Source organism: Cohnella sp. CFH 77786 (genome assembly GCF_019400745.1).
GTDB lineage: Bacteria > Bacillota > Bacilli > Paenibacillales > Paenibacillaceae > Cohnella.
The window spans coordinates 132775-146589 of the sequence record NZ_WJIB01000003.1 but is presented as its reverse complement, the minus strand read 5'-3'; the positions used below and the strand labels follow the sequence as shown (position 1 = coordinate 146589).

General features: G+C 59.8%; 11 protein-coding genes. 4 read left to right on the top strand and 7 right to left on the bottom strand.

Annotated features, from left to right (window positions below; genetic code table 11):
- The first annotated feature begins 111 nt into the window (after positions 1 to 111).
- Positions 112 to 2907, top strand: a complete 2796-nt coding sequence (locus GE107_RS05845) for an Ig-like domain-containing protein (RefSeq protein WP_219638740.1) — start codon at positions 112 to 114, stop codon at positions 2905 to 2907.
- A 104-nt stretch (positions 2908 to 3011) separates the two neighbouring features.
- Here the strand turns inward: GE107_RS05845 and GE107_RS05840 are convergent, their stop codons facing one another.
- Positions 3012 to 3848 (bottom strand): helix-turn-helix transcriptional regulator, encoded by an 837-nt coding sequence (locus tag GE107_RS05840; protein WP_219638739.1) that lies wholly within the window; start codon positions 3846 to 3848, stop codon positions 3012 to 3014.
- 136 nt (positions 3849 to 3984) lie between these two features.
- Here GE107_RS05840 and fabF point away from each other — a divergent pair, with 136 nt between their 5' ends.
- The gene (fabF, locus tag GE107_RS05835; protein WP_219638738.1) at positions 3985 to 5220 is read left to right on the top strand and encodes a beta-ketoacyl-ACP synthase II; all 1236 of its coding nucleotides are present in this window, start codon (positions 3985 to 3987) and stop codon (positions 5218 to 5220) included.
- 60 nt (positions 5221 to 5280) lie between these two features.
- Here the strand turns inward: fabF and GE107_RS05830 are convergent, their stop codons facing one another.
- The 6 genes from GE107_RS05830 to GE107_RS05805 all read right to left on the bottom strand — a co-directional run bounded on the left by GE107_RS05830 (position 5281) and on the right by GE107_RS05805 (position 12187).
- Complete coding sequence (locus tag GE107_RS05830; RefSeq protein WP_219638737.1) at positions 5281 to 6129, bottom strand: helix-turn-helix transcriptional regulator; 849 nt, start codon at positions 6127 to 6129, stop codon at positions 5281 to 5283.
- Positions 6130 to 6166: 37 nt separating this feature from the next.
- Positions 6167 to 7030 carry a sugar phosphate isomerase/epimerase family protein gene (locus tag GE107_RS05825; RefSeq protein ID WP_219638972.1) on the bottom strand — a complete coding sequence of 288 codons (864 nt, stop codon included), beginning with the start codon at positions 7028 to 7030 and terminating at the stop codon, positions 6167 to 6169.
- A 5-nt stretch (positions 7031 to 7035) separates the two neighbouring features.
- Positions 7036 to 8124 carry a Gfo/Idh/MocA family protein gene (locus tag GE107_RS05820; protein ID WP_219638736.1) on the bottom strand — a complete coding sequence of 363 codons (1089 nt, stop codon included), beginning with the start codon at positions 8122 to 8124 and terminating at the stop codon, positions 7036 to 7038.
- The gene (locus GE107_RS05815; protein WP_219638735.1) at positions 8121 to 9248 is read right to left on the bottom strand and encodes a Gfo/Idh/MocA family protein; all 1128 of its coding nucleotides are present in this window, start codon (positions 9246 to 9248) and stop codon (positions 8121 to 8123) included. Before GE107_RS05815 ends, GE107_RS05820 begins: the two co-directional genes overlap by 4 nt.
- Before the next feature lie 154 nt (positions 9249 to 9402).
- Entirely contained in the window at positions 9403 to 10065 is a 663-nt protein-coding gene (locus GE107_RS05810; protein ID WP_219638734.1) for a response regulator transcription factor, read from the bottom strand.
- Positions 10046 to 12187 (bottom strand): GAF domain-containing sensor histidine kinase, encoded by a 2142-nt coding sequence (locus GE107_RS05805; protein WP_219638733.1) that lies wholly within the window; start codon positions 12185 to 12187, stop codon positions 10046 to 10048. The genes GE107_RS05810 and GE107_RS05805 overlap by 20 nt, the downstream gene beginning before the upstream one ends.
- A 171-nt stretch (positions 12188 to 12358) precedes the next feature.
- On the opposite strand from GE107_RS05805, the gene GE107_RS05800 reads away from it, so the two are divergent.
- Positions 12359 to 12919 carry a hypothetical protein gene (locus GE107_RS05800; RefSeq protein ID WP_219638732.1) on the top strand — a complete coding sequence of 187 codons (561 nt, stop codon included), beginning with the start codon at positions 12359 to 12361 and terminating at the stop codon, positions 12917 to 12919.
- A gap of 186 nt (positions 12920 to 13105) precedes the next feature.
- Positions 13106 to 13810, top strand: coding sequence for a class I SAM-dependent methyltransferase (locus GE107_RS05795; protein WP_219638731.1), 705 nt, complete (start codon positions 13106 to 13108; stop codon positions 13808 to 13810).
- The last annotated feature ends 5 nt before the right edge of the window (positions 13811 to 13815 follow it).

The following is a 13815-nucleotide window of genomic DNA, read 5'->3' as shown; positions in this document are numbered from 1 at the left end:
CGGACCGCGTCAGCAGACGCGGTTTTTATTTCTTTTCTTTTCGCGTTTTTGGAAGTATAATCCAATTGCCTGGATACAAAACGTATCTTTTTTGGGGGGAGGGAGCCTTTGTTGAAATACGCCTGTTTGTTCGGAAAAAAGGGATTGTTGGCCATCGCGGCATTATCGCTTTGGTATTTATTGTTCCCGAATGGCGCGGCTTTCTCGAAAGAAAGCAAACCGTCAAGCGAAGTCATGCTGCAAAATCGAGCTCCATTCGTCACGGAAGAGTTTATCGGCTTTTCCATACCCATCACGCAGGCGGAACAGACGCTGGATCTGCCCAGATACTTCGACGATCCCGACGGTGACCCCCTTACTTACTCCGCTAACCCCATTAACGATAATATGGCGACGGCCAGCGTGGCCGGCGACACGATGACCATCCGGCCCGTCGCGTTAGGATACACAGCTGTTAACGTGACCGCTGACGACGGTCTCGGAGGTACCTTTACCGCTTATTTCAATCTGTTGATCTATGCGCCGCCGGTGGTGGAGAATCCGATTTCCGACCAAACGGTGAAAGTGGGCGGTCCAGAGTTGACGATCGGGTTATCCGGAGTCTTCCGGGACCCGGATGCGGATCCGGAGAGCAGGATGATTTACGCAGCCTCATCCAGCGCCCCTCAAGTCGCCTCAGTCAGCATCGATGACAACGAATTGAAGGTTCACCCCTTTTCCGTCGGAATTGCCTCGATCACAGTGACCGCCAAAGACGACAATGGCGCCACCGTAAACGATACCTTCGAGATTACAATCGGTCCCGCCGCGAACAATCCCGGAAACCGGCTGCCCAAGATCGCCGCTCCGATTCCCGATCAAGCCGCTTTCATTCCTACCGTTCTCGAGCTGCCGTTGGCAAGGGTGTTCACGGACCCGGACGGCGATGAGCTGACGTTTAAGGCTTTCTCCTCCGGCGCAGTATCCGTCATCGTGGCGGACTCCCGCTTGAAGATAACTCCGCAAACTCCTCCGGGAACGGGCACCGTCATCGTCACAGCCCATGACGGACGGGGAGGCTATGCCAGGGATGCGTTCGAGGTCACCGTCAGCTATGAAAACCGGGCACCAACCCTCCTCTCCCCGATTCAGGACAAATTCATTGAACTGGAGAGCGGGGACGTAACCATTCGCTTGACCGGCGTGTTCAAGGATCCGGATTTCGATACGCTCACCTATGCCTTTCAATCAAGCGACTCGGCGGTGGCGACGGTATGCGCCCAATGCGGCGAGCTTAGCGTGCACCCGGTCGGCGCCGGAAGAACGGCCATCACGGTGACCGCGGACGACGGCCACGGTCACACAGTCAGCGATACCTTCGCGGTTACGGTTTATCCCGCCCATACGCCGATGGTGTTTAATCCGATTAAGGATATGACCCTGATGCTCGGAACGCCTTTTTCCCGGCATTTTTCTTACGTGTTCTCGGATCCGGACGGGGATATGTTGACCTACACGGGATATTCCGGCGACGAAACCGTGGCGGTATTGGGTCCGACCGACGAATATTTGACCGTGACTCCGATCGCGCCCGGACACGCCACGATTACGGTTGTGGCGCATGACGGAGATGGCCATTCGGTCCAGCTTTCGTTCGAAGTGGAGGTTGTTCCCCTCAATGGGGCTCCATATGTCTCCAATGAATCGCCTGACCTGTCCACGCCCATCAGCCAGGAGGAACGGACGGTATCTCTGTCCGGCTACTTCATCGATCCCGATGGCGACGCTCTCACCTATTCCGCGCACTCAGACGATGAAAATATCGCCACGGTCAGCGTCACCGACGATGCAGTAACCATCCGGCCCGTCGCGCTCGGATCCACATTCGTTAAGGTGACCGCCCACGACGGTCGCGGAGGTACCGTTACCGCCCGTTTCTATCTGCTAATCTGGGCACCGCCGGTGGTGGAGCATCCAATCCCTGATCAATCGATTAACGTGCGCGGCGAAGAGTTGACGATCAAGTTGAACGATGTCTTCCGGGATCCGGATTTGGATCCTGCGGATCCGGTGTTCGGCATGAGGTTCCGGGCCGCATCGAGCGCCCGGGAAGTCGCGTTCGTCAGCACCTCCGGCGACGTTGTGAAGATTCACCCCCTTGCCGCCGGCACCGCCGCGATCACGGTGACTGCGCAAGACTACAATGGCGCCTCCGTAAGCGATACATTCGAGGTGACCATCGGCCCGGCATCGAACGGTCCCGGCAATCGGTTGCCCGAAATCGCCGCCCTGATCCCCGATCAAACCGTATTCATCCATAAGCCTTTCGAGTTACCGCTGACGGAGGTATTCACGGACCCCGATGGAGACGAGTTGACCGTTTGGGCCTTCGCTTCCCGTGAAGCTGAGAACTATGCTTACATCAGCTTCGACGGATCCGTCTGGAAGATTACCGGATATCGTGCGGGAACGTTTGCCATGATGGTCTCAGCCCATGACGGACGGGGCGGCTATGCGAGGGATGTGTTCGAGGTCACGGTCAGCGACGATAACCGGGCGCCCGTCCTTATCGCCCCGATTGAGGACCAAAACGCCCAACTGGGCGGCGCGGACATCAAAACCCCCTTGGCCGGCGTCTTTAAGGACCCGGATGGCGATCAGCTTACGTACTCCGTTCAATCGAGCGACACGGCAGTGGCGACGGTATGCGTCAAGTGCGGGAAAATCAACGTCCATCCGAAAGCGGCCGGAACGGCCGTCATTACGGTGACCGCGGACGACCGGCATGGCCACAAGATCAGCGATACCTTTGAGGTCAACGTTTATCCCGCCCATACGGCGACAGTGGGAGTATCTAACGACGATTCCGTAAGCAATGCTTCGAGGTCACGGTCGGGCCGGGAGACTGAGGCAGACCCGCATTCATAAAGCAGAGCAGGCTGCCGCGGCAGCCTGTTTTGTTGCATTCACACTTCCCTATCGTAACATTCTGAGGGCCTGCGCAAATAATGACCCTTTGGAGACACCGATAATCAGCGCTCCATCAGTTGCTTCAATTTGTGCTCCGTATTGGAATCGGGGGCCGGCGTATAGATGCTGCACCGCAGATCGGCTTCTCCCTGCACCTGCAGCGAGGTCAAATGAAACAGCATCTTGCCGGCCTTCGCATGCCGGAATTCAATCAGAACCTGAGGGGCGGAGCTCACTTCGCTCTGTTCCCACAGCCGGCCGAAATCGGGATAAGCCTCCTTCATCTCTCTCAGAAACTCTCCATACCATTCATCTTCCACGTATTGTCCGTAATAAGCGCGGAAGATGGCGAGGAATCCCCGCACGAAATGCTCCCAATTGACGGCAAGTCTCCGAAACTCTTTCCTTTCGAACAGCAAGCGAATCATATTCCGGCTTTCCACGGGAATTTGCTCGAAATCGAGGAAAACATGGGATGCCGCCCGGTTCCATCCCACGATTCGGCATCTCCGGTCGGAAATGATCGTCGGACAGGTACGAAGCTCCTGCAGGATTCTGGCCATGGAAGGGCTGATTTCCGGCATGTCCTCGCGGAGCGGAGCCGTTCCGTGGCCGGCGTCCATGGCCAAAGCGTACAAGTACCTGCGCTCGTCGGCCGTCAGTCTTAGAGCCGCAGCGACGCTGTCCAGCACGGACGCCGAAACCTGGATGTCACGGCCCTGCTCGAGCCAAGTGTACCAAGTCGTGCTGACTCCCGCGAGCTGGGCGACTTCTTCCCTCCGAAGGCCGGGCGTTCTTCTTCGCGTGCCGGCGGGCAAGCCGGCGGTCTCCGGCTGAAGCTTGGCCCGCTGCGCCTTCAAGAAGGCGGATAATGCCTCCAATCGGGTCTGCTGATTCAACGGTTCTCTCCCTCGCTTGATCACTCTTTATCGGTAAGGTGGTGCTAATTATACTATAATAAACTCTTACTTGTAATAGGATATTCCCTATGGCACGATAAGCACACCAAATCCGAATGGAAGGAGAATCACGGGAATGGAGAGAGCGGTTATTACCGGGATGGGCGTCATAACTCCGCTGGGCAACGAGGTGGATCGCTTTTGGGATCGTTTGGTCCGCGGGGAATCGGGAATTACCCGGATCGATACGTTCGACGTTTCCAGGCATAAGTCGAAAATCGCGGGATTGGTCCGGGATTTCGACGCCGAAGCTCGTTTCGGGCGCAAAGAGGCGCGGCGCATGGACCGGTTCTGCCAGTTTGCCTTGGCGGCAGCCGAACAGGCGTGGGAGGATGCGGGGTTGGATGCGGAAAAAGCGGACAGAGAACGGATGGGCGTCTACGTGGGATCCGGCACCGGGGGGATTCAGACGCTCCTCGAGCAGGAGAAGCTGCGGCAGGAACGGGGCCCGGAGCGGATCAGTCCGCTGCTCGTTCCGATGATGATCTCCAACATGGCGGCGGCGATGATCAGCATCCGATTCGGCGCTCTAGGTCCCACCCTGTCGCCGGTCACGGCATGCTCGATCGGCAACACGTCCATCGGCGAAGCGTTTCGCCTCATCCGGGCGGGCTTGGCCGACGTCGTCATCGCAGGAGGCGCGGAAGCCGCGGTGACGGAAACCTCGCTGGCGAGCTTCGGCAACGCGACCGCCCTGTCCGCCCGCAACGACGAACCGTCCCGCGCCAGCAGGCCGTTCGATGCCGGGAGGGACGGGTTCGTCATCGCGGAGGGCGCCGGCATCGTCGTGCTGGAATCCCTCGCGCACGCGAAGCGGAGGGACGCCCGGATCTACGCCGAGGTGATCGGCTACGGCGCCACTTCCGACGCATACCATATGGTGGCCACCCCTTCGGACGGAGACGGCGCTTACCGCGCGATGAAAGCGGCGCTTCGGGAAGCCGGCATCCGTCCGGACGAAGTGGACGTGATCAGCGCGCACGCCACCAGCACCGAGGTCGGAGACCGCTCGGAAACGATGGCGATCAAAAGACTGTTCGCGGAAGACGCCTATCGGATTCCGGTCACCGCGAACAAATCGATGACCGGGCATATGCTCGGCGCCGCCAGCGCGGTGGAAGCCGTCGCCTTGGTCCGGACCTTGCGGGAAGGGGTCATCCCGCCGACGATCAATCAGGAGGACAAGGATCCGGCATTCGACCTGGATTGCGTACCGAATCAAGCCCGGTACGCGGATTTGAGCATCGGCATCTCCAACTCCTTCGGGTTCGGCGGCCATAATGCGGTCATCGTGCTCCGAAGCCGGCCGTGAACCGACCGGGCGAATCTTATGCCTGCACGGCCAGCGCCGCCGCGATCGGAATCAGCCAAGTTAGCCTTGCCGCATCCGGATCCTTTTCCGGTATGTCTCGGGCGTCATCCCGACTTGCCTCTTGAACAGCCGGCTGAAATGCGCGAGATGCTTGAAACCGGTTTGAAAACAGACGTCCGTCACGGATCGCCCGGGATCGAGGAGAAACGATATTTTCGCCTCGTTGATCCGCCTCTGGAACACGAAATCGAAGATCGTGACGCCCGTCACTTCCTTGAACAACCGGGACAGGTAGAACTTGCTCACATGCAGATCCGCCTGCAGCCGTTCCATATCGAGATCCTCGGTAAACCGTTCCTCGATGTAGGAAACGACTCGCTGCACGGTGCTCTCCTTCTCCGAAGGCAATTCCGGACGCTCGCTCATCGGATTCCGGCACAACTCGTAGATCAAATGCAGCAGATCGGCGAACACGAGCAGCATCCGGCTCTGCGCGGCCGTACCGCCATGGCGCAGGCGTTCGTCCATGGCGGCGAGCAGCCGTTCGACCTCTTCCTTCTCCCGCGGCTGCAGCGAGAGCTTGAAGTTGGTCGGCGTCTGGAACGGCTGCAGGAACGGCACGCCTTGGGGCAGCTCCAGAAACGGCTTCAGCAGCGACGGCTCGAAATGGATCACGCTGCGGACGTAGGGATATCGCGGATCCATTTTGGGGCAATGCAGGGTCATCCCGTTCATGAGGATCAAATCGCCCGGAGACAAGCTGTAAATCCGGTCGCCGATCAAATAATTGCAGACCCCTTCGTGGAAGTAATAAACCTCGTACCAGGGATGCGAATGGAATTCCGGCTCGATCGGCGTATCCACCCGGTAGCCGAACTGCAGATGCTCGGACCCGCCGTTTCCCCACATGGGTCCCGCCCCCTTTCCTTGCCGTGCTTGCCCGATATTAGCCGAGCAGCCGCTTCATCGTCGCCGCGAAATGATCGAGAAGTCCTTCCGTTCCGAATTCGCCGCTGAAGTCTTCGATTCCGATATAACCCGCATAACCGACCGCCTTCAGATCGGCGATTACCTGCGACCAGTCCACGATCCCGCGGGTAAGCCCCCGCCAACCGGCACGCCAGGAGATCGTGTTTTCCCTTGCCGCCCCTGCCGCTTCCGGATTCGGTTCCCATCCCGCGTTCTTCGCATGGACGTGCGCCAGATAAGGCCCAAGAAGCTCCAAGCCCATCCGGTAATTCTCGTATCCTTCGTAGACCATATTGCCGGGATCGTACAATACGCCGACGTGCGCCGGGTCGCAGCCCTCTACGAGCCGATAGGAGGCGGACGCGCTTGCGGCAATCGTCTCGTGGTGGGTTTCGATCAAACCCTTGACTCCGTATGCCCGGCAGAGCTCCTCCGCTTCCTGCAAATAACGGCGCTGCTCTTCGAACAATTCCCCAAACCGCCGCGTCCGGTCATAGCGATGAACGCCGAGCCGGATGAACGGCGCTCCGAGATACCGGGCCGCCTGAAGCACCCGCTCGGCCTCTGCCACATCGCCCGGCGCCAAATACGGCACCACCGCCGCCGACGCCAAGCCGTTCGTCTCCGCCGCCTCGCGGAACGCTTCGAGATCCTCCTCCCGCCAGCGCGTCGGAATGGAGCATCGGTTGTTCCCCCAGAAAGAGGGCGGCGCGTCTTTCAAATGCTCCGGCACGTCCTGATAGCGCCATTCGATGCCGTGCAGGCCGGCCCTTCCGGCTGCCGCCGCAAGCTGCGCCGGGCTCAAGTCGGGCGTTGCCACCGTGAACACGGACAGTTTGATCCCGCTCATCCCCGCCAGCCTCCATCGATCCGAATCGCCTGGGCTTGCGCCAGAAGGCACAGCTCGGCGGCCTTGAACGCATGCTCCTGCGTCATCGCCGTCTCGGTTCCGTTCAGCACGTCCAGGATCAGCTCCCCGAAGAAGGGGAACCCGACTTGGCCGGCAAGATGCAGGTGCCGCTCGCCTTCGCCGTTGACCAAGTACAAGTGGTCGCCCCCCTTATCCCGGGCGATGTCGACGTATTTTCTCAGCTCCACGTACCCTTCCGTTCCGAGGATGACCGTCCGGCCGTCCCCCCAGGTCGACAATCCGTCGGGCGTCAGCCAATCGACGCGGAAATACATCGTCGCCCCGTTATCGCCCAGCAGCGTCGCATCCCCGTAGTCCTCGAGCTCCGGATATTCCGGACTGCGGTAGTTCCCTGCCTTGCTGTGCAGCACTTTCGCGTCCCGGCAATCCGCATAATAGAGAAACTGTTCGATCTGATGGCTCCCGATATCGCACAGGATGCCGCCGTACCGCTCCTTCTCGAAAAACCAGGACGGCCGGGACGAAGCGTTGAGCCGATGCGGCCCGAGCCCCAGCACCTGCACGACGCGGCCGATCGCCCCGTCCCTGATCAGCTGGCCCGCGAAGACGGCGCTTTCCACATGGAGGCGTTCGCTGAAGTACACCATGTACTTGCGTCCCGTCCGGGCGCAAACCGCCTTCGCCTCGTCCAATTGCGCCAGAGAGGTGAAGGGCGTTTTATCCGTAAAATAATCTTTTCCGTTCCGCATCACCCGGACGCCGAGCGGCCCCCGTTCGTTCGGAATGGCCGCGGCGGCGACGAGCTTCACCTCGGGATCCTCCAGAATCTGCTCCAGCGAGGAAGCCGGCCGCGTATCCGGATAAGCCCGCAGGAAATCGCCCACCTTGCGCGGATCGGGGTCGTACACCCATTTGAGCGTCCCCCCGGCTTCGAGAAGACCGTTGCACATGCCGTAAATATGCCCGTGATCCAGGCATGCCGCCGCGAAGACGAACTCCCCCTTCTCCACGACGGGACGCGGTTTGCCCTGCGGCGCGTAATTCATGCCGTCCCCCCGGCTCATGAGCGAACCCCCCGCGACGTTTCGATTCGTTGCTGCAGCAGGTGATAAAACCGTTCTTCGTCCAGAGGCAGCTCCGCCCAACCGTCCGTCCAGGCGGACAGCAGCATCGCGTTGGACAAGGTCAGCCCGTGAATTCCTTCTTCACCGGGAGCCAGCAGCGGCGTTCCGTGCCGAATCGCGCGCACCCAGTCGCGGGTGATGCCGGCATGCTGCTCCCCTTCCCCGGGCTCCAGCTCGATCTCGACCTTGCGGCTCGGCGGATGAGCGAAGCTTTCTCGGGTCGTTCTGTTGAACTCCCCCTCGGAGACGTCAAGCTTCCACACGTGCAGGCGGCCGCCTTCGACCACGGCTTTGCCGCGGTCTCCCGTCACCTCGAAGCGGTTCGTGCCCGGCGTCTCGCAGGTGGAGGTGATGAATACGGCGGTCGCCCCGTTCGCGTATTCGGCGAAAGCCGTCACTTCGTTCTCGACCTCGATGTCGCGGTGTTGGCCGAAGGCGCAGAACGCCCGGATCCGCTGCGGCATCATGCCGCTGATCCATTGCCACAAATCCAGCTGGTGGGGGCACTGGTTGAGCAGCACGCCGCCGCCTTCGCCGGCCCACGTTGCCCGCCAGCCGCCGGAATCGTAGTAACACTGCGGCCGGTACCAGTCGGTAATGATCCAGTTCAGGCGCCGGATCTCCCCGAGTTCGCCTGCCCGGATCATGTCCCTGAGCTTGCGGTACATCGGATTCGTCCGCTGGTTGTACATGATGCCGAACACCCGGTCCGACGACGACGCGGCCTCGTTCATTTCCCGGACTTGCCGCGTATAGACCCCCGCGGGTTTCTCGATCAGGACGTGAAGCCCGTTGCGGAACGCTTCGATCGCCAACTTCGGGTGGCTGTAATGAGGCGTGCAAATGAGCACTCCGTCGATCGAACCGGACGACAAGAATGCCGACGCGTCATCGAAGGCTTTGACATCCTCGCCGTATTTCCCTATTGCCCGGCGGAGCCGCTCCGGACTCTCGTCGCAAACGGCCGTCAGTACGGCTCCTTCTACCTCGCCCCTGCTCAAGTATCCGGCGTGAGCCGCGCCCATATTGCCTTGCCCGATCACGCCTACGCGAATCTTCTCCATGCGGGCGCCTCCTCAGCGTCTGTAATGGCCACATTCTCTATCGCCATTGTACACGAGCCGGAGGATCCGCACTTGATTGCCTATACTGCATTTTGAAGAAAATTTGACTCTCATTGCACGAATACGGAAAAGTTCTGTCGATCGGCCGGCTGCCCTACTCGAGCCCATCCGCGGGCTTCCCGTCCAACTTCCATTGCCGCGCCAGCTTCCTGGCCTCCGTCCGGTCTTGCACCTGGAGCTTGCTTAGAATGCTCGTGACGTAATTCGCGACCGTCTTGACGCTGAGGTGAAGCTTGGCCCCGATGTCCGCGTTTCCGCAACCTTCCGCGATTAACGCCAAGATCTCCTTCTCCCGCGAGGACAGCTCCGCATAGGCGGGATCCTCCGGTTCGGCCGGTTTGACCGCGGAGAAGAATTGCATCATGCGGGCGGCGATATCGGCGCCGAACACGGCTCCTCCACCCGCGATGACCCGGATCGCCGTCAGCAGCTCTTCCTCGTCCGCGTCTTTCAGCATATAGCCCCGCGCTCCGGCACGCATCGCCGTAAACACGGACTGATCGTCCCGGAACATCGTAAGAATGAGGATTTTAATGTCCGGACAGGTTTCCAGAATGGCTCTCGTCGCTTCTATGCCGTTCCGTCCCGGCATTCGGATATCCATCAGGATCACGTCCGGCCGCAGTTCTCTCGCTTTCGAAATCGCCTCTTCCCCCGTCGCGACTTCCCCCACGATCTCAATGCCGCCTTCCGCGGCGAGCAAATTGCGGATGCCCGCGCGGAAGAGCGTATGGTCGTCAGCCAGCATGATTCTCATCGCGATTCCTCCCCTCCCTCGCTTCGCACGGCAGCGCGGCATGGACCCTTAACCCGCCATGCACGCTTCTTCCGAACGTGCAGCGGCCACCCAGCTCCGCCGTTTGTTCCCGCATGGACAACGTGCCGATGCCTCCATTGGCCGCAGGCGCGCGTTCCTTCTCCATTCCCGAGCCGTCATCCTCGATGACCACATGAAGCCATTCGCGATCGAGGCGGATGCGAATCCAACAGCGGGAAGCCCCGGCGTGGCGGATGACGTTCACGAGAGCTTCCGTGACGATCCGGTAAGCGGCCACCTCCACCGCGGCCGGCAAAGAAGGCAATTCTCCATTCGTTTCGAGCAGAACTTGCAGTCCCGGATCGGTCATTGACTCCGACAGCCGCTTCACCGGCTGCGTCAGCTCGTGGATCCTTTCGCGAACGGCGCCGACAAGGCCGAGCTCATCCAGAGCGGGCGGTCTCAAGCCATGAACGAGATTTCGGATCTCCTCGACGGAGGAACGGATCGTCCGCCGCAATTCCGACAACAAACCCGCGGCTCTGTCGGGATCCTTGCCCAGATAACGCTCCGCCGCCGCCACGTTGAGGGCCAGGGCCGCAAGCCTCGGAGCCAGATCGTCGTGCAGGTTGCGCCGGAGCCTCCTTCGTTCCTCCTCCCGCGCCAGAACGAGTTTCTCGCGGGAAGATTGGGCATCCTCCGCCAGAAGCTTAAGTCCCACCGTCAATTTGACTCCCTGCAGAAGGGGCCCCGCTTGCCTGATCAGCACCTCGAGCAGCTCCCGGTCGTCCTTGGAGAAGGATTCGTCCGATTCGCGGGAGCCCACGAGCAAATCCCCCAGCCGTTCCCCCCGATGGATGATCGGAAACGCGGCAAGCTTCCCCGAACGCTCCCCGGATTCCGCGGCGATCGACTCCGCTCCGTTCACCGTGAAAGAGATGGCCGTGTAGGGGACTTTCAAGGTTTGGCGTATCGTTCCGGTCATGGCGGAGAGGACTCCCTCGGCCGGCATCGGTTGTTCCCACCCTCGGCTCAATTCGGCGAGAACGGCGAACGGCTCTCGTTTCCGGCCGTAGAGAAGCCGGTTCACGAGCTTCTGCAGCCGCTCCTTGATCGGGGCGAAGCATACGGCGACGATGGCCGTCGCGGCCAAGGATACGCCCAGGCTGTTCCGGGCTTGAAACAATCCCCCGAGATACGAGACGGCGGCGACGTAGATGCCGATGATGCATATGGTAAGAATCCCGTACACGATCGTGCGGTTGACGAGCGGATCGATATCCCACAGCCGGTGGCGCAGCAGCGCGATCGTCAGCGTAATCGGCACGAAGGAAACCGAAAGATTGACGAAACCGTTCAAATACAAATAGGACAGCGCGCCCGTCGTCACTTCGGGGACGTAAAAGACGTTAGCCGCGGCGAACAGAACCAAAGCCATTGTAAAACCGTAAACGACCCATTTCGTCTGCTGCCTCTCCGCCCCGCTTTCCGTACGCCGGTAGCGGTAAATCTGCGAGAACGCCATCACCGACAAAGGAAGAAGCAAAACGACCGCTTTCACCCACACCGGTCCCGTCCAAACGTCTGCCGGTCCGCCCGGATCCGCCAAGCTCGCAAGCTGCAATACGGCAAACAGAATGGCAGCCGCGGCGGTCCATTTCGGAACGAACCGTCCGTTCGGAAACAACAGGAAAAATAAAATAAACGTGCTCCAGCCGGCGGCGAACACGAATGACGATCCAGCCCCGGCCACTCCCAAGACCGAGGGAAACGCGGTGCCGAAACTGACCAGCATCATGACGGCGAGAAGGCCCATCGGTTCCCGGCGGCTTTTCCACAGCGTGAGGGCTGCCGCCGCATAGAAAATAAGCGTGAGCGCAACATCCATGAGCACGTAAAGAAACGCATAGGAATCCGCGGACAAGCCGATGTCGCGCAAGGCCTCCGGGGTCGTCGGCGGAGCGGGCGCGAAGGCGCAGGCTTGATAAACGCAGTCTGACCGAAGGATCTCGTAATAGGCGGGCACGCTGCGGAAATAGAGGATTATGCATGTCAAGGAAAGGAGCGCGGTCAGAGGATACAGCAGCCAGCGCCCGTTCGCGGCAAGAAAACGCATCATCATCGTACACCGTCCACCGTCCGTCCGTTTCTTCGATTATAACAGACAAACGGGGAAGCCCGGTTCCCGTTTTTTCCCGCCCCGTTCCCGAAAAAAAGGAATGCCCGACTCTACGGGACGGGAACGGTCCCCCGCTATGATGAAGGCATCGAAAAACGAAGGGATGGATTCACTTTGGAAATGTCTTTAACGAAAATCGGAAAATGGTTCGGCTCTATCGTTCTGGTTGCCGGCATCGCCCGGATCGGCATGACGCCGACCTCCTTGGTCTGGGGAACCGACAGCACGCAGGAGCTGAGCTTCGGATTCGCCGCCTGCGTCTTGATGGCGCTCGGTTCGTTCGGCTTGTTCCTCGTCCAGCGCGAATCGGGCAAGCTGGGGTTCGTTTCGGCCTTGTCGCTCGTCCTATTCAATGCCGTAACCGGATGCATGGTTTGGGCCATTCTGGCGGCCGGCATGTCCGGTGACGGGAACGCGCCGTTCGGCGACAATCCGGTCGTCCTGATGACGCGGATCCTGATCATGGCGGGCATGTTCCTCGGAACGCCCGCGTTCGCCTACGCGACTTTCCGGGCGAAAGTATTCCCTCGTTGGATCGTCTGGCTGCTCTTGCTCGCGATGATCGGTCCGATGCTGCCGGGCATGGAGAAAATAGGAGCCGCTTTCTGGGGACTCTCTTACGTAGGCATGGGTTGGGTCATGATCACCGGCAAATACGCGGTTCCAAGGGAATAAGCGTCGAGAAAGCAGAACGGCCCTATCGCTTCCGGATCGGAAGCGATAGGGCCGTTGCCGTGTCCCTCGTCCTCAGCCTTCCGTACGACAACAAGGATCTTTTTGCCGACTTCGAACGTTTGTCCATCTTCGCCTGCCGCGATTCTGCATCTACTATATATATCCGGAAATCAAGGAGGCGGCGAGATGAACGTCTTTTGGCACCCGATCATTCAGCCGATGTTGAACGGAGTTCGTCCCAAAACGATCATTGAGATCGGAGCGCTGCACGGACATACGACAACGCATTTGCTGAGCTATTGCCTGAATGCCGGCGCCGAACTCTATGTCATCGATCCCGCTCCCACCTTCGACATCCAGGCCTTCCGGGAGGCGTACGGACGGTGTTTCCATTTGCTTCTGAAATACAGTCTGCAGGTGCTTCACCTCATCGATCAATATGATTTCGTGCTCATTGACGGTGACCATAACTGGTACACGGTTTACCATGAACTGAAGACGATCGAAGCGATGGCCAAGAGAACGGGGAAGTTTCCGGCGGTTCTCGTTCACGATATCGAATGGCCGTACGGCAGAAGGGATTTGTATTATTTTCCGGAATCGATCCCGGAAGCGTTCCGGCATCCTTACGAACGGAAGGGCGTGGTTCCGGGCCGGTCCGGATTGGCGGACGGCGGCTTCAACGACGGGTCGTGCCATGCCGTCTTCGAGAACGGTCCGAGAAACGGCGTTCTGACCGCCATCGAAGATTTCCTGAAGGAAACGGATCTGAATCTCGGTTTCTACCGGGCCCTTCCGCATCACGGGCTGGGCATCCTGGTTCAGGACAGCCCCGATAACGATCGGATGATGAAGAAGATTCTGGCCGATTCCGGCTTGTCCCTCTCATGAGGCTG